Origin of the sequence: Mumia sp. zg.B17 (assembly GCF_019550915.1) — a bacterium.
Taxonomy (GTDB): domain Bacteria; phylum Actinomycetota; class Actinomycetes; order Propionibacteriales; family Nocardioidaceae; genus Mumia.
Genome location: NZ_JAHWCI010000008.1, coordinates 709860 through 732052 on the forward strand (window position 1 = coordinate 709860; position 22193 = coordinate 732052).

General features: G+C 71.6%; 26 protein-coding genes. 11 read left to right on the forward strand and 15 right to left on the reverse strand.

What is annotated here, in order from left to right:
• Positions 1–58: 58 nt before the first annotated feature.
• Entirely contained in the window at positions 59–841 is a 783-nt protein-coding gene (locus tag KV097_RS16790) for an IclR family transcriptional regulator C-terminal domain-containing protein (protein ID WP_220366516.1), read from the reverse strand.
• A 167-nt stretch (positions 842–1008) separates the two neighbouring features.
• On the opposite strand from KV097_RS16790, the gene KV097_RS16795 reads away from it, so the two are divergent.
• From KV097_RS16795 to KV097_RS16820, 6 genes are read left to right on the forward strand one after another with little or no spacing between them, the layout of a single operon-like run.
• Complete coding sequence (locus tag KV097_RS16795; RefSeq protein ID WP_220366517.1) at positions 1009–2469, forward strand: benzaldehyde dehydrogenase; 1461 nt, start codon at positions 1009–1011, stop codon at positions 2467–2469.
• 29 nt (positions 2470–2498) lie between these two features.
• On the forward strand, positions 2499–3446 hold the full coding sequence (locus KV097_RS16800) for an ABC transporter substrate-binding protein (protein WP_220366518.1): 948 nt from the start codon (positions 2499–2501) through the stop codon (positions 3444–3446).
• Positions 3443–4285 carry an ABC transporter permease gene (locus tag KV097_RS16805; RefSeq protein WP_220366519.1) on the forward strand — a complete coding sequence of 281 codons (843 nt, stop codon included), beginning with the start codon at positions 3443–3445 and terminating at the stop codon, positions 4283–4285. Before KV097_RS16800 ends, KV097_RS16805 begins: the two co-directional genes overlap by 4 nt.
• Positions 4282–5055 (forward strand): ABC transporter permease, encoded by a 774-nt coding sequence (locus KV097_RS16810; RefSeq protein WP_220342932.1) that lies wholly within the window; start codon positions 4282–4284, stop codon positions 5053–5055. The genes KV097_RS16805 and KV097_RS16810 overlap by 4 nt, the downstream gene beginning before the upstream one ends.
• Positions 5045–5887: an ABC transporter ATP-binding protein gene (locus tag KV097_RS16815; protein WP_220342931.1), complete on the forward strand. Its 843-nt coding sequence runs from the start codon at positions 5045–5047 to the stop codon at positions 5885–5887. The genes KV097_RS16810 and KV097_RS16815 overlap by 11 nt, the downstream gene beginning before the upstream one ends.
• The gene (locus KV097_RS16820; RefSeq protein ID WP_220366520.1) at positions 5884–7500 is read left to right on the forward strand and encodes a thiamine pyrophosphate-dependent enzyme; all 1617 of its coding nucleotides are present in this window, start codon (positions 5884–5886) and stop codon (positions 7498–7500) included. Before KV097_RS16815 ends, KV097_RS16820 begins: the two co-directional genes overlap by 4 nt.
• Before the next feature lie 94 nt (positions 7501–7594).
• On the opposite strand, the gene KV097_RS16825 is transcribed toward KV097_RS16820, so the two are convergent.
• The 7 genes from KV097_RS16825 to pcaH all read right to left on the reverse strand — a co-directional run bounded on the left by KV097_RS16825 (position 7595) and on the right by pcaH (position 14088).
• The gene (locus tag KV097_RS16825; RefSeq protein WP_220366521.1) at positions 7595–8290 is read right to left on the reverse strand and encodes a 3-oxoacid CoA-transferase subunit B; all 696 of its coding nucleotides are present in this window, start codon (positions 8288–8290) and stop codon (positions 7595–7597) included.
• On the reverse strand, positions 8287–8979 hold the full coding sequence (locus KV097_RS16830; protein WP_220366522.1) for a 3-oxoacid CoA-transferase subunit A: 693 nt from the start codon (positions 8977–8979) through the stop codon (positions 8287–8289). The genes KV097_RS16825 and KV097_RS16830 overlap by 4 nt, the downstream gene beginning before the upstream one ends.
• A complete protein-coding gene (locus KV097_RS16835) occupies positions 8979–10166 on the reverse strand; it encodes a thiolase family protein (RefSeq protein WP_220366523.1) in 1188 nt (395 codons plus the stop codon). Before KV097_RS16835 ends, KV097_RS16830 begins: the two co-directional genes overlap by 1 nt.
• A 67-nt stretch (positions 10167–10233) precedes the next feature.
• Positions 10234–11439: a 4-carboxymuconolactone decarboxylase gene (gene pcaC, locus KV097_RS16840; protein ID WP_220366524.1), complete on the reverse strand. Its 1206-nt coding sequence runs from the start codon at positions 11437–11439 to the stop codon at positions 10234–10236.
• Entirely contained in the window at positions 11436–12725 is a 1290-nt protein-coding gene (locus KV097_RS16845) for a lyase family protein (protein ID WP_220345753.1), read from the reverse strand. Before KV097_RS16845 ends, pcaC begins: the two co-directional genes overlap by 4 nt.
• A gap of 5 nt (positions 12726–12730) precedes the next feature.
• On the reverse strand, positions 12731–13288 hold the full coding sequence (gene pcaG, locus KV097_RS16850; protein WP_220342914.1) for a protocatechuate 3,4-dioxygenase subunit alpha: 558 nt from the start codon (positions 13286–13288) through the stop codon (positions 12731–12733).
• Positions 13285–14088, reverse strand: coding sequence for a protocatechuate 3,4-dioxygenase subunit beta (gene pcaH / locus KV097_RS16855; RefSeq protein WP_220366525.1), 804 nt, complete (start codon positions 14086–14088; stop codon positions 13285–13287). The genes pcaG and pcaH overlap by 4 nt, the downstream gene beginning before the upstream one ends.
• Before the next feature lie 67 nt (positions 14089–14155).
• Between pcaH and KV097_RS16860 the strand changes: the two genes are divergently transcribed.
• Both KV097_RS16860 and KV097_RS16865 read left to right on the forward strand, forming a co-directional pair.
• Entirely contained in the window at positions 14156–14977 is an 822-nt protein-coding gene (locus KV097_RS16860) for an IclR family transcriptional regulator (protein WP_220342912.1), read from the forward strand.
• Positions 14974–16158, forward strand: a complete 1185-nt coding sequence (locus KV097_RS16865) for a 4-hydroxybenzoate 3-monooxygenase (RefSeq protein WP_220345751.1) — start codon at positions 14974–14976, stop codon at positions 16156–16158. Before KV097_RS16860 ends, KV097_RS16865 begins: the two co-directional genes overlap by 4 nt.
• A 3-nt stretch (positions 16159–16161) precedes the next feature.
• On the opposite strand, the gene soxR is transcribed toward KV097_RS16865, so the two are convergent.
• The gene (soxR, locus tag KV097_RS16870; RefSeq protein WP_308289471.1) at positions 16162–16629 is read right to left on the reverse strand and encodes a redox-sensitive transcriptional activator SoxR; all 468 of its coding nucleotides are present in this window, start codon (positions 16627–16629) and stop codon (positions 16162–16164) included.
• Between the two features lie 54 nt (positions 16630–16683).
• Here soxR and KV097_RS16875 point away from each other — a divergent pair, with 54 nt between their 5' ends.
• The 3 genes from KV097_RS16875 to KV097_RS16885 are packed head-to-tail and all read left to right on the forward strand — an operon-like array spanning position 16684 to position 18631.
• Positions 16684–17430 (forward strand): thiamine pyrophosphate-dependent enzyme, encoded by a 747-nt coding sequence (locus KV097_RS16875; RefSeq protein WP_220366526.1) that lies wholly within the window; start codon positions 16684–16686, stop codon positions 17428–17430.
• Positions 17427–18332, forward strand: a complete 906-nt coding sequence (locus tag KV097_RS16880; protein ID WP_220366527.1) for a transketolase family protein — start codon at positions 17427–17429, stop codon at positions 18330–18332. The genes KV097_RS16875 and KV097_RS16880 overlap by 4 nt, the downstream gene beginning before the upstream one ends.
• Positions 18329–18631, forward strand: a complete 303-nt coding sequence (locus tag KV097_RS16885) for a WhiB family transcriptional regulator (protein WP_220342902.1) — start codon at positions 18329–18331, stop codon at positions 18629–18631. The genes KV097_RS16880 and KV097_RS16885 overlap by 4 nt, the downstream gene beginning before the upstream one ends.
• Here the strand turns inward: KV097_RS16885 and KV097_RS16890 are convergent.
• Genes KV097_RS16890 through KV097_RS16915 form a run of 6 tightly spaced genes read right to left on the reverse strand, consistent with a single transcriptional unit; the run spans position 18628 to position 22174 of the window.
• Positions 18628–19116: a VOC family protein gene (locus KV097_RS16890; RefSeq protein ID WP_220366528.1), complete on the reverse strand. Its 489-nt coding sequence runs from the start codon at positions 19114–19116 to the stop codon at positions 18628–18630. The genes KV097_RS16885 and KV097_RS16890 overlap by 4 nt on opposite strands.
• Positions 19117–19150: 34 nt before the next feature.
• Entirely contained in the window at positions 19151–19579 is a 429-nt protein-coding gene (locus KV097_RS16895) for a nuclear transport factor 2 family protein (protein ID WP_220342898.1), read from the reverse strand.
• Between the two features lie 11 nt (positions 19580–19590).
• Entirely contained in the window at positions 19591–19884 is a 294-nt protein-coding gene (locus tag KV097_RS16900; protein WP_220342896.1) for a DUF503 domain-containing protein, read from the reverse strand.
• Positions 19885–19887: 3 nt separating this feature from the next.
• Positions 19888–20403 carry a universal stress protein gene (locus tag KV097_RS16905; protein ID WP_220342894.1) on the reverse strand — a complete coding sequence of 172 codons (516 nt, stop codon included), beginning with the start codon at positions 20401–20403 and terminating at the stop codon, positions 19888–19890.
• Between the two features lie 3 nt (positions 20404–20406).
• Complete coding sequence (locus KV097_RS16910; RefSeq protein WP_220342892.1) at positions 20407–20877, reverse strand: GNAT family N-acetyltransferase; 471 nt, start codon at positions 20875–20877, stop codon at positions 20407–20409.
• A gap of 25 nt (positions 20878–20902) precedes the next feature.
• On the reverse strand, positions 20903–22174 hold the full coding sequence (locus KV097_RS16915; RefSeq protein WP_220366529.1) for an RNA polymerase sigma factor: 1272 nt from the start codon (positions 22172–22174) through the stop codon (positions 20903–20905).
• Positions 22175–22193: the final 19 nt, after the last annotated feature.

Here is a 22193-nt window from a genome sequence, read left to right on the forward strand (position 1 = left end):
CCCTCCGGTCGGGCGACAGCGTAGGGCACGGCGGGGTCTTCGATGTCGGCCTCGGCGATCACATCCCGGCCATCCGCAGGTCGTGCTCGATCTGCCGCGTCGCCTCCAGGAGCTCCGGCAGGAGCCTCTCCACGTCGTCCTCGGCGTCGCGCTGACCGGCGCTCACCGAGACGTTCGCCGCCGCGATGGTGCGTCCGCGGGGGTCGCGCACGGGCGCCGCCATGGAGCGGAGCCCGAGCTCGAGCTCCTGGTCGACCAGTGCCCAGCCCTGCTCGCGAACGACGTCGAGCTCGGCGCGCAGCTGTGCCGCCGAGGAAACGGTGCGCGGCGTGAGCCGTTCGAACGTCATCTCGGCGAGCACCCTGTCAAGGTCGCTGGGCTCGAGACCGGCGAGGAGCACCCGCCCCATCGAGGTCGCGTACGCCGGGAAACGGGTGCCGACGCTGATGGCGACGGCCATGATCCGGCGGGTAGGGACGCGGGCGACGTAGACGATGTCAGCCCCGTCCAGGACCGACACCGACGACGACTCGTGGACGCGGTCGGTGAACGCCTTGAGGTGAGGCGTGGCGATGTCGGGCAGCGTGCTGCTGGAGAGGTAGGCGTAGCCGAGATCGAGGACGCGCGGACGCAGCCAGAACTCGCGTCCGTCGGTGGCGGTGTATCCGAGCGAGACCAGCGTGTGCAAGAACCTGCGGGCCGTCGCGCGGGTCAGGCCGGTCTGTCGGGCCACCTCGGCGAGGGTCATGCGCGGGTGGTCGGCGTCGAAGGCCCGGATGACCGCGAGCCCTCGTTGCAAGGACTGGACCGACTCCACCGGTCGGCCGTCGTCAGTCGTCACGGTTGGCACCCTATTCCGTCGTCGAGACCCCCACACGCGCTGCGGCGGTCGGCGACCTCTTCCGTTGACCTGTGATGAGCGTCATAGTAGGTTCGTATGCTGGACAAGCGTTCGCTTAGCGAACGCGCCGGGACAGCGACTGACCTTAGCACCGAGAGGACGAGGCTTTGCTGGACACATCGGTCTGGAGCGGACGGATCTCCCTCGGGGGAGACTGGGTGGAGGCATCGGGGGGCGCGACCTACACGGTGGTCGAGCCCGCGACCGGCGAGAGTCTCGGTCAGGTCGGCAAGGCGAGCCCCGACGACGTACGCCGGGCTGCACAGCACGCCACCGAGGCGCAGCGCAGCTGGGCGGCGACCCCTCACTCCGAGCGTGCCGCCGTGCTCCGCAGGGCGGGCGACCTGTGGCACGCCCACGCCGAGGAGGTGATGGGCTGGAACGTCCGCGAGGTCGGCGCCGTCCCCGGAATGGCCGGGTTCTCCCTCGACGTGGCAGCAGCGGAGTGCTTCGAGGCGGCCGCGCTCCCGTCGTACGCCGCCGGCAAGGTACTCGCCACCGACCAGCCGCGTCTCTCGATCTCCCAGCGGGTCCCGGCGGGCGTCGTCGGCGTGATCTCCCCGTTCAACGTCCCCCTCATCCTCAGCATCCGGGCCGTCGCCCCGGCGCTCGCGCTCGGCAACGCCGTCATCCTCAAGCCCGACCCGCGCTCGGCGGTGACCGGCGGTGTGACGATCGTGCGGATCTTCGAGGAGGCTGGCCTCCCCGCCGGTGTCCTCCAGCTGCTGCCCGGCGGCGCCGACGTGGGCGAGGCGCTCACCGCCGACCCCGACGTCCGGGTCATCGCGTTCACCGGGTCGACACCCGCCGGCCGCAAGGTGGGCGAGGCCGCGGGGCGTCACCTCAAGCGCGCCCACCTCGAGCTCGGCGGCAACTCCGCCTTCCTGGTCCTCGAAGACGCCGACGTCGACCAGGCGGTGAACCTCGCCGCCTGGGGCGCCTTCTTCCACCAGGGCCAGATCTGCATGACGGTCGGGCGGCACCTCGTCCACGACAGCCTGTACGACGCGTACGTCGAGAAGCTCGCCGCGAAGGCCGACCAGCTGCCCGTCGGCAACCCGGCCACCGACGACGTGGCGCTCGGGCCGATCATCGACGAGGCGCAGCGCGACAAGATCCACGCCCTCGTCACAGGGAGCCAGCAGGCGGGAGCACGCCTGGTCGCCGGCGGGACGTACGACGGGCTGTTCTACCGCCCCACCGTGCTCGCCGACTCGCCGGTCGACGCGCCTGCGTACGCCGAGGAGGTCTTCGGGCCCGTCGCGTCGGTGGTCAGGTTCTCCGACCTCGACGAAGCGGTGAAGCTGGCCACGGCCGGCGACTACGGGCTCTCGCTCGGGATCGTCACCCGCGACGCCATGCGCGGTCTGGAGCTCGCGGCCCGCATCCCGTCGGGCATCGTCCACGTCAACGACCAGACGGTGAACGACGAGGCCAACGCACCGTTCGGCGGACTGGGGGTCTCCGGCACCGGCTCGAGGCACGGCGGCGCCGAGGCCAACATCGACGCGTTCACCGAGACCCGCTGGATCACGCTCCGCAGCGAACCCCCGACGTTCCCCTTCTGACCTTCAGCCCCACCCCCGAGAGGAATCACATGCGCCCCACGACCAAGGCCGCCGCGGTCTTAGCGTCGCTCGTCCTGCTGACCGCCTGCGGAGGCGACGACGACGCCGGTGCCGACGGCCCGGACGAGGTCACGGTCGGGGTCATCCCGATCGTCGACACCGCGCCGATCTGGCTCGGCAAGGAGAAGGGCTTCTTCGAGGACGAGGGCATCGACCTCGAGATCGAGACCACGACCGGCGGCGCCGCGGCCGTGCCCGGGGTCGTCAGCGGTGACTTCGACTTCGCCTTCGGCAACGTGGTGTCGCTGATGGTGGGAGCCGACCAGGGACTCCCGCTGACCTTCGTCACCAACGGCACGTCGTCGGCCGGAGTGGAGCCCGACTTCGGCGCGGTGCTGGTGCCCGGCGACTCGCCGGTCAAGACGCCGAAGGACCTCGCGGGCAAGACCGTCTCGGTCAACAACCTCAAGAACATCGGCGACACCACCATCCGTGCCGCGATCGAGACCGACGGCGGCGACCCCGAGGACGTCAAGTTCGTCGAAGTGCCCTTCCCCGAAGCCCCTGCAGCGCTCGCCAACGATCAGGTCGACGCGATCTGGGTGCTCGAGCCGTTCATGTCCGCCGCGCTGGCCGACGGGGCGCGGGCGGTCACCTACAACTACCTCGACATGTCGCCCGAGCTCGACATCGCCGGCTACTTCACCACCACCGAGTACGCCGGAAAGAACAAGGACCTGGTCGAGCGCTTCAGCCGCGCCATGAACAAGTCGCTGGACTACGCCGGCGACAACGACCAGGAGGTGCGCGACATCGTCGGCACCTACACCAAGATCGACGAGCCGACTCGCGCCAAGATGGTCCTGCCTGTCTTCCGCTCGGAGTTCGACGAGGCGTCGATGGAGAAGCTCGGCACCGCCGCCGTGAAGTACGGGACTCTCAAGAACGAGCCTGACCTGGACGCCCTGCTTCCATGACGTCGGTCACCGCGTCCCCGTCCGCCGACACGCCCGCGCCCCCGCGTCGCGCCGGCGGACGGGGCGCCCCACTCTCCTCGGCAGCGCTCGGGCTGCTCGGCATTGTCGGGTTCCTCGTGACCTGGGAGCTCGTGGTGCGCTCCGGGCTGGTCGAGGAGCGCTTCCTCCCGACCGCGTCGACCGTCCTCGGCGAGCTGCGCAGCCTCGCGGGCACCAGCGACTTCTGGGCGTCGGTCCGAGAGACCGTGACGACCTGGGCGATCGGTCTGGCCATCTCGGCGGCCGCCGGCGTGGCGCTCGGCCTGGTCATCGGTCAGAGCCGGTTCCTACGCCGCGCCACGAACTCGACGATCGAGTTCCTGCGTCCCATCCCCTCGGTGGCGCTGATCCCGCTCGCCTCTCTTCTGTACGGCACCTCGATGCAGTCCACCCTGCTGCTGGTCCTCTATGCGTCCTTCTGGCAGGTGCTCATCCAGGTCCTCTACGGCGTCGGCGACGTGGATCCCGTGGCCTCGGACACCGCACGCAGCTACGGCCTCGGATGGGCCGCGCGCGTCCGCTACCTCGTCTGGCCGTCGGCTCTGCCTTACGTGATGACGGGTCTGCGTCTCGGTGCGGCCGTCGCCCTCATCCTCACGATCACCGGTGAGCTCATCATCGGAGGAGGTGGGCTCGGCACCGCGATCGCGCTCGCGAACTCCGGCGGCGCCACGGCCCAGATGTACGCCCTCATCCTCATGACCGGGTTCATCGGTGTCGCCATCAACCTCGTCGCACGCCTCGTCGAGCGGCGCGCCCTTCGCTGGCACGTCTCGGTCCGACGGGAGGAGGTCGCATGAGGATCCTCACCCGCGTCGCCTACGTGCTCGGGCTCCCGGTCGTGCTCGTCCTGCTGTGGTGGGTACTGACCATCGACTCAACCAACTTCTTCGTCCCCGAGCCGGGCGAGCTGGCCGCCACGTTCGTCGACACCTGGATCGGCCCTCGGTTCCGCGAGGACGTCCTCCCGAGCGTCGCCCGCTTCACCGTCGGGACGCTGCTCGCGATCGTCCTCGGCGTCGCCGCGGGCCTGCTGATCGGCTCGGTGCGGTGGTTGCGGTCGCTGCTCGAGCCGATGCTCGAGTTCTTCCGCGCCCTCCCGCCGCCGGTCCTCGTTCCGGTCCTGATGCTGCTCATCGGCGTCGACAACCGTATGAAGGTGCTGGTCATCGTCTTCGGCGCGATCTGGCCCGTCCTGCTCAACACCGTCGAAGGCGTACGCGCCGTCGACCCGGTCCTCGTCGACACCGCCCGGACGTACGGGCTCACCCGGCTCACGCGCCTGCGGACGCTCGTGCTCCCCAGCGCTGCGCCGCAGATCGCGGCCGGGGTGCGGCAGGCACTCTCCATCGGGCTGATCCTCATGGTGATCTCCGAGATGTTCGCCTCGTCGTCAGGGCTCGGCTTCACGATCGTGGTGTTCCAGCGGTCGTTCGCGGTCGTCGAGATGTGGAGCGGCATCGTTCTGCTCGGCCTGATCGGGGTGGCGGTCTCGATCGTCTTCCAGGCGTGCGAGCGCCGGGTCCTCCATTGGTACTACGGCCAGAAAGAGGTGCAGCATGGAAGGTGACAGCGTCACGGTCCAGAACGCGTCGCGCGACGGTGTCGACGCCCCCGTCGTGCTGTCGGTCCAGGGTCTCCAGAAGATCTACACGGCCGACTCCGGCGACGTGGAGGCGGTGCGCGACCTGACCTTCGAGCTGCGACAGGGCGAGCTGGTCTGCCTGGTCGGACCGTCCGGATGCGGCAAGACGACGCTCCTGCGCTGCATCGCGGGGCTGCTGGAGCCGACCGCCGGCACGGTGCTCCTCGACGGCGCGGTCGTCACCGCCCCTCCGAAGAAGATGGCGGTCGTGTTCCAGGAGTACGGGCGCAGCCTGTTCGCCTGGATGACGGTCCGCCAGAACGTCGAGCTGCCGCTGAAGAACGCGGGCATGCCCAAGGCCGAGCGCCGGAAGGTCGTCTCGACGGCCCTGCACGCGGTAGGCCTGGAGCACGCCGAGACGTCCTACCCGTGGCAGCTCTCGGGCGGGATGCAGCAGCGGGTGGCGATCGCGCGGGCGGTCGCGTACGAGCCTGAGGTCCTGCTGATGGACGAGCCGTTCGCCGCGGTCGACGCCCAGACCCGCGCGGACCTGGAGGACCTGATCCGTCGCGTCTGGAAGGACCTCGGCATCACCGTCCTCTTCGTCACCCACGACATCGACGAGTCGGTCTATCTCGGTGAGCGGGTGCTGATCCTCTCCAACTCGCCGACCGTGGTGCAGGAGGACCTGACCATCGACCTCCCGGCCGAGCGTGACCAGCTCGCCACCCGGTCTATGCCGAGGTTCACCGAGCTCCGCACGCACGTCTATGCCGAGATCCAGAAGGCGAAACGGGGCTCGGGAGCGGACGCATGACGGCGGACGTCCGCACCGCCACGTTCGACGTCCTGCGGCGTCACGCCATGACGACCATCTTCTCCAACCCGGGGTCGACGGAGGTCCCGTTCCTCGTCGACCTGCCCGACGACCTCCGGTTCGTGCTCGCACTCCACGAGGGGTCGGTCGTCGGGATCGCGTCGGGGTGGGCGATCGCCACGCGCGAACCGGCCCTCGTGCTGCTGCACACCACGGCCGGGCTGGGCAACAGCGTCGGGGCGATCGCCACCGCGAGGGTGAACCACGCGCCGCTCGTGGTCGTCGTCGGACAGCAGGACCGGCGCCACCTGGCACTCGAACCGTTCCTGGCCGGGAGGCTGGACAGCCTCGCCGGCGACTACCCGCTCGACATGCTGAATCCGGTGCGTCCGCAGGACGTCCCGTCGGCGATCGACCGTGCGGCACACCGTGCACGCCGTGACCAGGGACCGGTTGTGGTGGTTGTGCCGATGGACGACTGGAGCACCCCGTACGACCCTCAGGACCTGTCCGCTGCGCGGGTGGTCCGTACGCCCGCGCCGGAGGGCGTCGACGTCGGTGACCTGGCGCGGCTGGTCGGCCGTGCCGAGCGACCGGCGGTGGTCGCCGGGTCCGGCAACGACAGCCGGACCGGCTGGGACGCGTTGACGGCGCTCGCGGAGCGGCTCGAGGCACCGGTCTGGCAGGAGCCGTTCGGGGCACGGGCCGGGTTCCCGCAGGACCACCGTCTCTTCGCCGGTCACCTTCCCGCCGACCGGCCCCGGGTCCGCGCGGCCCTCGGCAACGCCGACGTGGTGCTGATCGTGGGCTGCGCTGCACTCCGCCAGTACCCGTGGGCGGAGGGCCCGCTCGTCCCTCCGGGCGCCACGGTCGTGGTCGTGACAGCCGATCCCGAAGAGGCGTACCGGTCACCGGTCGAGCTCGCCGTGGTCGCCGACCCCACCGTGGTCGTCCGCGCGCTCCTCGAGGCACTCGGCCCTCGTCCTGCCGAGCTCTCCGAGCGGTCGTGTCGTCCCGACCCGCCGAAGCCCGAGCGGCCGACGGGCCTGGTCGAGAGCGGACGGCTCCGGTCCGCGGACGTCTTCGAGGTCCTCGCCGACGTTCTCCCGCGCGACACGGTCCTCCTCGAGGAGTCACCGTCGTCGCGCCCGTTGCTGCAGGCGATGGTCCCCGCTCGGGAGCCGCTCGGGTTCGTGTCGGCGGCGATGGGTGGGCTCGGGTTCGCCATGCCGGCCGCCATCGGCGTCAAGATGGCGGTCCCGCAGCGGCCGGTCGTGGCGGTGGTAGGTGACGGGTCAGCGATGTACGCGGTGCAGTCGCTGTGGACGGCTTCGCACCTCGACGTCGGCGTGCTGTGGATCGTGATGGCCAACGGCGGCTACGCGGTGATGGACCGGCTCGCCGAGCGCGCTTCCGGCAAGCCGCCGTGGCCGTCGTTCCTCGAGGTGTCGGTCGGTCGGATCGCCGAGGCACTGGGCTGCGACGTCGTCCATGTCGACGACATCGAGACGCTCACGCACATCCTGACCGATGCCGCCTCGCGCCTCAACGAGCCCGGACGGCCCCTTCTCGTGGAGGTCGCCGTCGCCCCCGACACGAGCTTCGCGCCCTAGCCGCGCGACACCGACCGAGCGTGCCCGCTTCGCGCCCGTCCCCCGGGGAGGCGAGCGGGCACGCTCGCCCCGTGCGTTCCCAGAGGTCCCGGTGTCAGTCCTCCAGCCGGCGGATCGTCACCGGCAGCCTGTCGCGGAGACCGTCGACGGAGATCCCGTAGGTCGCCCGCACGGTGACGCCGTCGGGTCCCACGTCGACGATGCCGTACTCGGTGTAGACGCGGCTGACGCACGCGAGGCCGGTGACCGGATAGGTCAAGGACTCGACGAGCTTGCTCGACCCGTCCTTGGCGAAGAGCGTCATCATCACGAACACCCGCTTGGCTCCGACGGCCAGGTCCATCGCGCCGCCCACCGCGGGGATCGCGTCCTCCACGCCGGTATGCCAGTTGGCGAGGTCGCCGCGCTGCGACACCTGGAACGCCCCGAGGACGCACACGTCGAGGTGCCCGCCCCGCATCATCGCGAACGAGTCGGCGTGGTGGAAGTAGGAGGCGCCGGGAAGCTCTGTCACCGGCACCTTGCCCGCGTTGACGAGGTCGGGATCGACGTCCTCGCCCTGCGCCACCGGGCCCATCCCGAGCATCCCGTTCTCCGTGTGGAGGACGATGCCGGAGTCGGGCGTGAGGTGGTCGGCGACATGGGTGGGCCGACCGATGCCGAGGTTGACGTACGACCCGGGAGGGATGTCACCGGCCACCACCCGCGCCAGCTCGTCGCGCGACAGAGGTGCCCGGTCGGGGTGCTCGACGGTCACGTCGGTGCGCTCGCCGACGTCGGGCGCTCTCATGCCACGGCGCCTTCGCGTGCGGCGATCCGCTGCTCGGCGCCGACCGCGACCACCCGGTCGACGAAGATTCCCGGCGTCACCACCGCCTCGGGGTCGATCTCATCGGCCTCGACCACCTCGTCCACCTCGGCCACGGTCGTGGTCGCGGCGGTCGCCATCACCGGGCCGAAGTTGCGGGCCGTCTTGTGGAACACGAGGTTGCCCGCCGTGTCGGCCCGCCGTGCGGAGATGAGGGCGACGTCCCCGCCCAACGGGTACTCGAGGACGTAGTCGCGTCCGCCGATCGAGCGCGTCTCCTTGCCCTCGGCCAGCACCGTGCCGTACGCCGTGGGCGTGAAGAACGCGCCGATCCCGGCGCCCGCGGCACGCATCCGCTCGGCGAGGTTGCCCTGCGGGACGACCTCGAGCTCGATCCTGCCGGTGCGGTAGAGAGCGTCGAAGACGTGCGAGTCGGGCTGGCGCGGGTAGGAGCAGATCATCTTGCGGACCCGCCCGGTGGCGAGCAGCGCCGCAAGTCCCGTCTCGCCGTTGCCGGCGTTGTTGCTCACCACCGTGAGGTCACCCGCGCCCTGGAGGACCAGGGCGTCGATCAGCGAGAACGGCATCCCCGCCGTGCCGAAGCCTCCGACCAGGACCGTCGCGCCGTCCTGGACGTCGGCGACCGCGGCGTCCGCGTCCAGCACCTCCATCAGGAGGCTGCCTGCTCGTTCTCGAGGACGACGGCGAGGCCCTGCCCGACGCCGATGCAGATCGCGGCCACGCCCCAGCGGCGTCCGTTCTCGCGCAGCACGGCGGCGAGCGTGCCGAGGATCCGGCCGCCGGAGGCGCCGAGCGGGTGGCCCAGCGCGACGGCGCCGCCCCACTGGTTGACGAGGTCGGGATCGAGCCCCCACGCGTCGACGCAGGCGAGGCTCTGGACCGCGAAAGCCTCGTTGAGCTCGACAGCGCCGACCTGGTCCCACCCGATGCCGGCGCGGGCGAGAGCCCGGTTGGCCGCCTCCACAGGGGCGTACCCGAAGGCCTGCGGCTCCAGCGCCATCGCCCCGCGGCCCGCGATCCGGGCGAGCGGCTCACGGCCGGTCAGCTCCGCACCCCGCTCGGAGCCGAGGAGGACCGCCGAGGCGCCGTCGCTGAGCGGTGAGGCGTTGCCGGCCGTGATCGTGCCGTCGGGGCGGAAGGACGGCTTGAGCCGCGCCAGCGCCTCGACCGACGAGTCGGGACGTACGCCCTCGTCGCGGGCCAGGTCGGCACCGTCGACGCCGACCACCAGGTCGTCGTAGCGGCCCGCCTCCCACGCGGCGTGCGCGCGCTGGTGCGAGGCTGCTGCGAAGGCGTCCTGACGCTCGCGGGAGATGCCGAACCGCTCCTGCAGCTGCTCGTTGGACTCGCCGAGCGAGACGGTCCACTCCTGGGGCATGCGCGGGTTCACCAGCCGCCAGCCGAGGGTGGTCGAGACCATCTCGGCATCGCCGGCAGGGAATCCGCGGGTCGGCTTGGGCACCACCCAGGGCGCTCTGCTCATCGACTCCACGCCGCCGGTGAGGATCACGTCGGCGTCGCCGCACTCGATCGCGCGCGATGCCGAGATGGCGGCGTCCAGGCTGGAGCCGCACAGCCGGTTGACCGTGACACCTGGGACGCTGACCGGCAGGCCGGCGAGCAGGGCCGCCATCCGGCCGACGTTGCGGTTGTCCTCGCCGGCGCCGTTGGCGTTGCCCCACACGACATCCTCGATGCGCTCGGGGTCGAGGGCGGGCGACCGCTTCAGCGTCGCCGCCACGACCGTGGCCGCCAGGTCGTCGGGGCGTACGCCGGACAACCCGCCGCCGTAGCGGCCGAACGGCGTCCGGACGGCATCCAGCACGTACGCAGGCATCGCACTCCTCAGCAGGACAGGCGTGTTGTTCGCTTTGCGAACGGGGGTACGTCAGGTGAACAGTTTATCACGCCTCGTCGTCATCGATCTCGGCGAAGACCTGCTGCATCACGCCGAGCGCGGCGTTCGTGACCGGGACACCGGAATAGATCCCGGTGTGCAGCAGCACCTCGGCGATCTCCTCCCGCGACAACCCGTTGCGCAGGCCCGCACGCACGTGCATCGCCAGCTCCTCGCGATGCCCCAGCGTCGCCAGCAGTGCGAGCGTGATCATCGAGCGGCTGCGGCGGTCGATGACGTCGCGACCCCACACCTCGCCCCACGCGTAGCGGGTGATGAGCTCTTGGAAGGGACGCGTGAGCGCGTCGGTCTTCGCGGTCGCGCGGTCGACGTGCGCGTCGCCCAGCACCGCCCGCCGTACCTCCATGCCGCGGGTCGCCGCCTCGTCCCCGATGTGTGCAGGTGATCCAGGAAATGACCCGGTGATTCGGTGGCCAAGTGCACGAATCGCGGACGAGACCTCCGCTGGCGCCTCCGCGGGGGCCAGGTGGGCCACGCCCTCAAGAACGATCAGCTCGCCGTCGCGCACCCCGTCGGCGATCTCCCTGAGCTTGTCGGGGGGCGTCGCGACGTCGTGCTCGCCCGCGAGCGCGACCACCGGAGAATCGATCTGGTCGAGCCGGTCGCGCACGTCGAACGCCGCGAGCGCCTCGCAGACCTGCGCGTAGCCCTCGGCGTCGGTCGCCTGCAGCACGTGCAGCAGCGCGGAGCCGACACCTGGCTCGCGCTCGAGGAAGCCGGGCGCGAACCACCGGTCCGCCGACGTGGTCACCATCACCGGCGTCCCGGAGGCGCGTACGGTCGCAGCGCGGTCGTGCCACATCTGGGCGTCACCGATCTGCGCACCCGTGCAGATCAGCACCGCGCCGGTCACCGCCTCCGGCGCGTCGAGCAGGAGCTGCAGCCCGACCGCACCGCCCACGGAGTCGCCGGCGTAGAGGAACCGCACCGCCTCGTCACCCCGGGCCTCGGCCGCACCGGCGGCGAATCCGAGCACTCCCTCGGCCAGCTCGGCGATCGTGAACGGCGACCGCACCGGCCCGTCGACGTGACCGGGGAGGTTCCACCCGACCACGTGGAAGTCGCTCCCGAGCTCCTTGGCCGCCGCCGACCACAACGCCGAGGCGGAGGTGCCGAGCGACGGGCCGACGACGAGGAGGGGGAGCGCGCCGTGACCGGCCAGCTCCTCTCCGGTGATCCGAGGAACCGTCATGCGGAGGCCTCCAGGAACGTACGGGTGCGGACGAGGGTGGCGTCGACGAACAGCTCGGTGGCACCGAGGTAGGAGGATGCACGCGTCCCCACGGGCTCTGTCCCGATGACATCCGGGCCTGATCCGGCGCCGGCGCCGGTCGACCGCCGGACGCCGTCACGCTCGGTGAAGATCCCCTCGCCGGCGGCCTCGAGGGTGGCGCGCATCCGGGCCGCGTCGACCCGCAGCCCGGCAAGGAGCTCGCTGGCCTGCTCCGACGCGACCACGGCGCGGCGCGCGAGCGTACGGAGCGTCTCCCACTCGGCGTGCCAGGAACCGTCCGGTCGCTGGTCGCCGGCGAGCGCCGCCGCGGTGTGCAGCGTCGAGGCGAGCGGGGGCGCGGCGAGCGCCGCACGACGCAGCAGGACCGAGAGCACCGGATTCTGCTTGTGGGGCATCGTCGAGGAGCCGCCGCGGCCGTCCTTCGTCGGCTCGGCGAGCTCGGCGATCTCCGGGCGGGCGAGCGTCAGCACGTCGGTCGCGACGTGTCCCCACGCGTCGGTCGCCGTGACGAGGGCATCGCCGGCACGAACGACAGGGGTACGGCGGACGTGCCAAGGCGTCGTCCACGCCAGCCCGAGCGTCGTCGCGGCGGAGCGCGCGAGCGACACGGCCACGGCGGCCGGGTCCGGACGCCCGCGCAGCCGGGCGAGCTCGGTGGTGGCCGCCAGCGTGCCCACCGCCCCGCCGAGCTGCGCCGGTAGGCCGCCCCGCACCCGGTCGATGTCGTGCGCGGCGTCGAGCAACCCCTCGAGCCACCCCGCCGCGACCAGCCCGAACGTCGTCGGGACGGCGTGCTGGGTCAGCGTCCGGCCGACCATCACCGTCCTCCGGTGCGCCTCGACGTGCCCGACGAGTGCGATCGCCTGCTCTCGGAGCTGCGCGGCGATGTGGTCCAGGGCATCGCGGAGCACCAGGACGACCGCCGTGTCCACGACGTCCTGGCTGGTCAGACCCTGGTGGATCCAGGTGGCGTCCGACTCCGCGGCGCCAGGGGGCGCCGCGCGCCGGCGCAGCAGCGCGACCAGACCGATGACGGGGGTGCCGCCGTCCTCGGCACCCGCCGCGAGCTCCGGCAGGTCGTCGGGGCCCACCAGCCCGACGAGGTCCAGGGCCTTCGGAGCGAGGCCGGCGTCGACGAGCGCGTCGAGCCACGCCTGCTCTATCTGCACCGTCGCCGCGAGGACGTGGGCGTCGCCGAGCAGGTCCCCGGCCCGCTCGTCACCGGGCCAGAGCAGATCCGTCATGGGTCTCAGTGTCCCGGAAACTGGAGGAACACGGTCTCATCGTCACCCTGGAGCCGGATGTCGAAGCGAAGCCCTTGCTCGTCCTCGACCGCCAGCAGCGTGGCGCGCCGGTCGTCCTCGACCGACGCCAGCAGCCGGTCGGCGGCGAGGACGGAGGTGTCACCGGGGACGTAGGCCCGCGTGAAGAGCCGGTTCGTGAGTCCGCGCGCGAGGACGGTCACCGCGAAGAAGGCTGCGGCGCCCTCCTCGGTAGGCCCGGGCACGAGGGTCCAGAAGCTGTACGTCCCGTCGCGCCGCGTGGGTGCCCGACCGAACCCGGTGAACGTGGCCCCGTCCCGGCACAACGAGCCCGCCCTCGCCACCACGGCACCGTCCGGCGCGGCCTGCCAGATCTCGACCAGCGCGTCCGAGATCGGCGCGCCCGCACCGTCGTACACGGTCCCGTGCAGCTGCACCGCCCCCGGCGTGCCCGGCGAGACGAGCTCGCGGTCACCGGCGTACGGGAGGGCGAAGTGGAAGAACGGCCCGACGGTCTGTCCGGGGGTGGGCGTCAGGGTGCTCATGCGTCACCTCGATCGCTCGCGTCGTCCTCGGGCTCCATGTAGGTGCGGCTGCTGCCGGTGAGCACGATGTCCCAGCGGTAGCCGAGCGCCCACTCGTGACTCGTCAGGCCGTGGTCGTACGTGGCGACGAGCCGCTCGCGCGCTTTGGCGTCGGTGACGCTCTGGTAGATCGGGTCGAGCGCGAACAGCGGGTCGCCCGGGAAGTACATCTGCGTCACCATCCGCTGGGTGAAGTCGGTGCCGAAGAGCGAGAAGTGGATGTGCGCCGGCCGCCACGCGTTGTGGTGGTTGCGCCACGGGTACGGGCCCGGCTTGATCGTCTGGAAGCGGTAGACGCCGTCGCTGTCGGTCAGGCACCGCCCGACACCGGTGAAGTTGGGGTCCAGGGGCGCCGGGTGCTGGTCGCGCTTGTGGATGTAGCGACCGCCGGCGTTCGCCTGCCAGATCTCCACGAGCTGGTGCCGGACCGGCCGTCCTTCGCCGTCGACCACACGACCGGTGACGACCGTACGCTCGCCGATCGGCTCGCCGGTGCTCTGGATCGTCAGGTCGGCCTCGAGCGGGTCGACGTCGCGGGTGCCGAAGCAGGGCGCCCACCGCTCGATCGTCTCGGGGTCGGCGTGGTGCAGGTCCTTGGTGGGGTGGCGCAGCGCGGTGCTGCGGTAGGGCGGGTAGTCGCGGCGAGGCTGCGTCTCCTCGACCCCGGAGCGCTGGTAGGCGGCCTCGATCTCCTCGATCTCGGCCGTGATGTCGGCCTGCGTGGTGGACGTGCTGTCGTCGGAGGGCACGGCTGAGGTCATCCCCGCACGCTAGGTGACCGCGGTCACACGATGAAGACTACGATTCCGTCCAGCGGAAGGAGCGGGCATGGCCGGCAACACCTCGGCACCCGGCGTGACGGTGGCTGCGCGAGTCATGGCGCTGCTCGCCGCGTTCGACGCCGGCCACCGCCGCCTGACGCTGAGCGAGCTGGCGCGGCGCTCCGGCCTGCCCCTGGCGACCGCGCACCGCCTGGTGGGCGAGCTGGTCTCCGCCGGGGCGCTGTCGCGGCGTCCGGACGGCCGGTACGTCGTGGGCCGGCTGATCTGGGACATCGGGCTGCTCGCGCCGGTGGAGGCCGGACTGCGCCAGGTGGCCGAGCCGTTCCTCCACGACATCTACGCCGCCACGCTGGCGACGGTCCACCTCGCGGTGCGCGACGGCGACGAGGCGCTCTACCTCGAGCGGATGCGCGGGCGTACGTCCGTCCCGGTCGTGAGCAGCATCGGCTCGACGCTGCCCCTGCACGCGACCGGGGTGGGCAAGGTCCTGCTGGCGCACGCTCCGGACGACGTCCGCCGCCGGGTCCTCGGCTCGCTCACCCGCGTGACGCCCTACACCGTCACCCAGCCGGGCATCCTCGAGGACGAGCTCGTGCGGGTTCGGCGCGACGGCTACGCGACGACGTACGAGGAGATGTCGCTGGGCGCCTGCTCGGTCGCGGTCCCCGTCCGTCGCAGCGGGTCGGTCGTCGCCGCGATCGGCGTGGTGGTGCCGCACCTCAAGCGCGACCGGTCGCGACTGGTGGCCGCGCTGCAGGTCGCCGCCCAGGGGATCGAGCGGCAGCTCGGGGCCGATCCCGCAGGCATTCCGCCCAGCAGAAGCGGCACATCGACCGACGACCCGCGGCACGCTCCAATGTCCCCATGAGCCCCGTCACCTCGCGGACCCAGGTCGCCATCGTCGGCGCCGGGCCCGCCGGTCTCCTCCTCGCCCACCTGCTCGCGGCGGAGGGTGTCGAGTCGGTCGTGCTGGAGACCCGCAGTCAGGAGTACGTGGCGGCACGGATCCGTGCGGGGATCCTCGAGCAGAGCAGCGTCGACCTCCTGAGCGAGGCCGGTCTGGGCGCGCGGCTCGCGCACGAGGGTGACCGGCACCGCGGGATCTATCTCCAGTTTCCCCACGAGCGCCACCACCTCGACTTCGTGGACCTGGCCGGCCGCAGCGTCTACGTCTACGGGCAGACGGAGGTGCAGAAGGACCTCGTCGACGCCCGTGCCGCCGGTGGTCAGGAGTGGGTGTACGAGATCACCGACACCGCGCTGCACGAGGTCGACAGCGACCGGCCGTCGGTCACCTACCGCGCCGCCGACGGCACGGAGCACCGCCTCGAGGCTGACGCGATCGCCGGCTGCGACGGGTCGTTCGGGCCGAGCCGATCCGCGATCCCCGGCGGCACGACGTGGGAGCGCACCTATCCGTACGCGTGGTTCGGCATCCTCGCCGACGTCGCTCCGTCGACCGACGAGCTCGTCTACGCCTGGCACCCCCACGGTTTTGCGCTGCACTCGATGCGGTCGGACACGGTGAGCCGGCTCTACCTGCAGGTCGAGCCCGGCACCGACCCCGACTCCTGGTCCGACGACCGGATCTGGGACGAGCTGGCGACCCGGCTGGGCCACGGCCAGGACGGGTGGGAGCTGAAGCCGGGCCCGATCACCGACAAGAGCGTGCTGCCGATGCGGTCCTACGTCCACGCCCCGATGAGTCACGGGCGCCTCTTCCTCGCCGGCGACGCGGCGCACATCGTGCCGCCGACCGGGGCCAAGGGACTCAACCTCGCGATCGCCGACGTGGCCCTCCTGGCACCGGCCCTGGCAGCGCTGGTCCGGTCGGGAGACCGCCGCCTCGCCGACGCGTACTCGCAGAGCGCGCTGCGGCGGGTCTGGCGCTGCACGCACTTCTCGTGGTGGATGACGACGATGCTCCATCAGGACGGCGACCCGTTCAGCGCGCAGCTCCAGCTCTCGCAGCTGCGCTGGGTCACGTCCTCGCAGGCGGGCGCGACCGGTCTGGCGGAGAACTACTCGGGGCTCCCGTTCGAGGTGTGAGCCTCACGCCTGCATGGCGTCGGCGGGCTTGTCACCCTCGAGGTAGCGGGGCCCGGGCCCGAGCCGTGCGGCTCGGTCGCCGGGGTTGTTGAGCGCACACGTCTTGAGCGACAGGCACCCGCACCCGATGCAGGAGTCGAGGCTGTCGCGCAGTCTCTCCAGCTCGGCGATGCGGGCATCGAGGCGCGGTCGCCAGGACCGTGAGAGCCGGGTCCAGTCCTTCTTGGTCGGCGTGCGCCCCTCGGGGAGGGTGGCGAGGGCGTCGCGGATCTCGTCCAGCGACAGGCCGATCCGCGACGCAGTCCGGATGAAGGCGATGCGGCGCAGCGCGCTGCGCCCGTAGCGACGCTGGTTGCCGGCCGTCCGCTCGGACTCGATCAGCCCCAGCGACTCGTAGTAGCGCAGTCCTGACGGCGCCACCCCGCTGCGCTCCGAGACCTCGCCGATCGTCAGGTCGGGCTCGCTGATCACCGTGGCTCCTTGCACGCTTGACCTCATGTCGACGTGAAGTCGCACGATACCCGCATGGCCACGACGACCGTCCCCCCACCGATCCACGACCTCCTCGCTCGCATCACCGGTGACGAGAAGCACGACCCGAGCGCGCACTCGACGCTCGACGTCGTCTGGGTGCTCTACGACCAGGTCCTGGACATCGCCCCAGACCGTCTGGACGACCCGACGCGCGACCGGTTCCTCCTGTCGAAGGGGCACGGGCCCGCCTCGACCTACGCCGTCCTCGCTGCCAAGGGATTCATCCCCGTGTCGTGGCTCGACGACGTCGCCTCGTGGGAGTCGCGGTTGGGGCACCACCCGGACCGCACGCTCGTTCCCGGCGTCGAGATCGGCAGCGGCTCGCTCGGTCACGGGCTCCCCCTCGCCGTCGGTCTGGCGCTCGGTCTGCGCGCGCAGCGCAACCCCGCCCGGGTCGTGGCGCTCGTGGGAGACGGCGAGCTGGACGAGGGTTCCAACGCGGAGGCGATCGCGGTCGCGGGGCGCCTGCGGCTCGGTGGACTGACCTGCGTCGTCCTCGACAACCACAGCGACAAGTTCGGCTGGCCGGGCGGGATCGCCGCGCGCTTCGCGCTGGAGGAGTGGGAGACGGCCGACGTGGACGGGCGCGACCACGCCGCTCTTCGTACGGCGCTGCGACACATCGACCCCGGACGTCCCACCGCAATCGTGGCCCGCACGACCGACGAGTTCTTGGCCCCGGGCCGGTCAGAAAACCAGCAAGGCATGGACACCAGGACGAAGGACAGCGCCGCATGACCACCCGTACGCCGATGCGCGAACGCTTCTACTCCGAGCTCGGGCCCCTCCTCGACAGCGATCCACGGGTCGCTGTCGTCCTCGCCGTGATCGGCTCCAGCGGCCTCACCGACGTGAGCGCGCGCCATCCGGACCGCGTGATCGACGTCGGGATCCGCGAGCAGACGATGGTCGGGGTCGCCGGCGGCCTCGCGCTCGCAGGGCTGCGGCCGATCGTCCACACCTACGCCCCGTTCCTGGTGGAACGCGGCTACGAGCAGCTCAAGCTCGACCTGGGACACCAGGACGTCGGAGCGCTCCTGGTCAGCACCGGCGCCTCGTACGACGCCAGCACCGCCGGCCGTACCCACCAGGCGCCCGCCGACGTCGCGCTGATCTCGGCGTTGCCGGGGTGGACCGTGCACGTGCCGGGTCACGCCGAGGAGCTCGCCCGCATGGTCCGCCGTGAGTCGGCCACCGATCAGCGGGTCTACGTGCGGATGTCGTCCGCGCAGAACGCCCGTCCCCACCCGGTCGACGGTCGGCTCCACGTCGTGCGCGGGGGCCGGCACACCCTTCCGCTGGTGGTCGTGGTCGGCCCGCTGCTCGACACCGTCCTCGAGGCCACCCACGATCTTGCCGTCCGCGTCGCCTACACGTCGACGCCGCATCCCCTCGACGCCCACGGCCTCCGGACGCTCGCCGGGCCGACGCCGGTCGTCGCCATGGTCGAGCCGTACCTCGAGGGCACGAGCGCTGCCGCCGTCGCGGCCGCGCTGGTGGATCGTCCGAGCCGGGTGCTCCACGTCGGTGTCCCGCGCGACTCCGAGCTACGGCGGTACGGGTCACCGAAGGATCACGCTGCCGCGCACGGTCTCGACGCGCCCGGGATCCGTGCCCAGATCAAGGAGCTGGTCGGATGAGCGCCGTCGCCAGGGCCGCCCTCGATGCGCCTGACGTCCCCTGCCGAGTGGCCGGCGCCGACCTCTGGTTCGCCGAGCACGCCGACGAGATCGAGCGCGCCAAGGCGCTCTGTCGCGCGTGTCCGATCCGCGACGCCTGTCTCGCCGCCGCCCTCACCCGCCGGGAGCCGTGGGGCGTCTGGGGCGGCGAGGTCTTCGTCAAGGGCCAGCCGGTCGCGCACAAGCGGGGTCGCGGCCGACCGCCCGCACGGTGCGGACCGAGAGCGGAGCGGAGCCCCCGGCGCCACGACATCCTCTAGTTGTCGCTGCGCTCAGCGTCGGTGCGCTCAGCGTCGGTGGCGAAGTCGTCGCTGCGCTCGCGCTCCGACCTCGCCAGCAGCTCCTCGAAGATCGTGATCTGGAGGCCTGCGGGAGCCTCCAGCCGCGCGTTCAGCGAGCGCCACGGCGTCTCCCGGGGTGAGGCGATCAGCTCGGCTCCCGCCTCGACGAGCCGGGCCGTACGCTCCTCGCCGTCGGCCACCTCGAACGCGACCCGCAGCCGAGGGGTCGTGGGGTGGCCGACCTCGACGTCGTCGATCATGCGTCGTTGGGCAGGGTTCGCGATCTCGAGCGTCGCCCGGCCTGCCTCGAGGATCGTGACCCGGGCGTCCCCGTCACCCTCGTACGCGACCTGCTCGGGGAGGCCGAGAACGTCACGGTAGAACCGGACGGCCTCGTCGTAGTCGTCGGCCTCGACGACGAGCCGCAGCTGCTTCACCGGGTTGTCGGTAGGACGTGCCTCCATACTGACACCGTAGGCGTTGACACTGATGTGAAGGTCAAGACGCTGCCGGCGCGAACCCTGCCTCGGTCATCGCACGGTTCATCGCGTCTCGCAGCGCGTGCAGGGCCGACTGCGGCCGCACCATCACGGTGAGCTCGGCGACCTTGCCGTCCTCGTCGAGCTGGAGCATGTCGATCCCGTGCAGCGCCTTCCCGTCTACGCTCGCCCGGAAGACGAGGATCTCGGACGGCACTGGCGCACCCTCGTCGGCGCGCGACCCGGCGCCCTGGAGCTCCCCGACGTATCGGAAGTCCTCGAAGACCGCCATCACCAGGGCGAGCACCTGCTTGACGACCTCCCTGCCCTCGAACGGCGCGAACTTCACAGGGCTGTGGAAGGTGACGTCGGCGGCGAAGACGTCGTCGAACGCGTCCAGGTCGCGAGCCTCGACGGCGGTACGGAAGCGTTGTGCGGCATCGGTCACGGGGGGACTCCTCAGTCCTCGGTGTTGAAGAACGAACGGTGGGTCCCGAGCAGGTCGACCTCAGGACGGCTAGCGACGAACCGCTCGAGCTTGTCGAGCACGGCGATCACGTGCGAGTTGTCGCCGGCGACGACCGCGACCCCGATCGAGGCACGACGATAGAGGTCCTGGTCGTCGGTCTCGGCGACCGACACGTCGAAGGTACGGCGCAGGTCGGAGACCAGCGGGCGCACGAACGCGCGCTTCTCCTTGAGCGTATGGACGTCACCGAGGAGAAGGGAGAACTCGATCGTGCCGACCCACATCTCTCAGGCGTCGTCGGAGAAGCTCGAGTCGAGGACGTTGCGGGCGTCCGGCGACTCGTCACCACCCGAGGGGTTGATGACGACCACGGTGGCCTTCGCGTGACGGACCACCTGCTCGCTCACCGAGCCGAGCAGGAGTCCCTTGAAGCCGCCAAGCCCGCGACGCCCGACGACGACCGTCGAGGCCTTTTCCGAGGCCTCGATGATGCGGGTCGCGGGCTTGCCGTGGACGGCGCACGTGCGCACGTCGACCTCAGGGTATTTGGCGCGGAGTGGCGCAAGGTCGTCGTCGAGCACCTCGACGACCGCCGCGGCGAAGTCCTCCAGGGGCGGCATGTAGCCGGGCTCCCACGTCTTGGGGCGGGGTGCCGTGGTGAGCACCCAGGCACGGGTCACCGTCACCGGCTGACCGGTGAGCCTGCCGTACTCCAGAGCCCACTCGACCGCCTGGTCGGAGAAGTCGGAGCCGTCGTGGCCGACGAGGATCCCACCGTCGAAGTCGATCTCCTTCGTGGTCATGCCTCACGGTATCGCGAGGCGCTCCAGGTCGGTGAGGCGTACTCCCGGGGCGACCTCGCGCTCGGCGACGGGGACGAAGCCGTGGCGGGCGTAGAAGGCCAGCCCTGGAGCGTTCCGACTGCCGGTCGAGACGATCGTGCGGTGGGTCGGTTCGAGCGCGGACAGCACCTCCAGCAGCGACGACGCGACGCCGCGACGATGGGCCGGCGGGTCGACGACGAGCCGGAAGATGTCGATCGTGCCGTCGTCGAGGCGTTCCCACGAGACGGCTCCCACCAGCACGCCCTCGGCGTACGCGCCGAGGAACAGCTCGGAGCTCTCCTGCAGCTCCTCGAGCGTCTCGTGCAGCATCGGCAGCTCCGGGAAGTCGATCAGCGCGGCCTCCACCTCGTACGCCCGTCGTTGGACGGCCAGCAGCTCTGCGGCCGTCTCGGCGTCGGTGACGTCGAGCGGCGCGATGTCGAGGCTCTCCACCTGCCACACCGTAGGGGCTAGGGGTTCACCTCTCGGCGCGTGCCTGGGCGGCCGCCGCCAGCTCCATGAGGACGCGGCGGTCGTGGACGCTGCCTGCCAGTCGCGCGGCCGCCTCGAACTCCACCGCCGCCTCCCCGTCGCGGCCCAGCCGCACCAGGAGGTCGCCCCGCACGCTCGGGAGAAGATGGTAGGACGCCATCCGAGGATCGCGCCGGAGCGGCTCCAAGGCGCGCAGGGCATCGGCCGGGCCGAACGCCCGGCTCACCGCGACGGCACGGTTCAGCGCGATCACCGGCGACGGGTTGAGCGCCGCCAGCCCGTCGTAGAGCGCGACGATCCGCTCCCAGTCGGTGTCCTCAGGGCGCGCGGCCCGGGCGTGACAGGCGGCGATGGCGGCCTGCAGTGTGTACGGCCCGAGCGGGCGTCGCAGCGAGACGGAGCGGTCGATCGCGTCCAGGCCGTGGCGGATCAGCGTACGGTCCCACCTCGAGCGGTCCTGGTGGTCGAGGAGCACCGGGGCGCCGTGCCGGTCGGTCCGGGCGGCGAAGCGTGACGCCTGGAGCTCCATCAGCGCGACCAGTCCGTACGGTTCGGGCTCCTGCGGCAGGAGCGCAGCGAGCACGCGCCCGAGCCGCATGGCCTCGCGGCACAGGTCCTCTCGGACGACCCGGTCGCCCGAGCTCGCCGAGTAGCCCTCGTTGAAGATCAGGTAGACGACCTCGAGGACCGCCGCCAGTCGACCGGGAAGCTCCTCGGCGGAAGGGATCTCGAAGGGGACCTGCGCCTCGGAGAGGGTGCGCTTGGCGCGCGAGATGCGCTGCCCGACCGTCGCCGCCGGGGTCAGGAAGGCGTGGGCGATCTCGTCCGTCGACAGCCCGCCGAGCATCCGCAGGGTGAGGGCGACCTGGGCGTCGCGGGTCAGCACAGGGTGGCAGGCCACGAAGACGAGCCGCAGGACGTCGTCACCGACCGGGTCGCCGACGACGTCCTCGGGCATCGGAAGCGCGGCGCGCCGCTGTTCCTCGAGGTCTGGCGCCAGCACCGCGTACTTGCGGGTGAGGTTCTGGTCGCGGCGGACCCGGTCGACCGCGAGGTTGCGGGCGACCTTGGTCAGCCACGCCCCGGGGTTGTCGGGGACGCCGTCGCGCGGCCACTTCTCGAGCGCGACCACGAGCGCGTCCTGCGCGAGGTCCTCGGCGTAGCCGACGTCGTTGACGATGCGGACCAGCCCGGCGACCACGCGCGCCGACTCGATCCTCCAGATCGCGTCGATCGTCCGACCGACGTCGCCGGGCATCCGCTGCGCTCCTACCGCT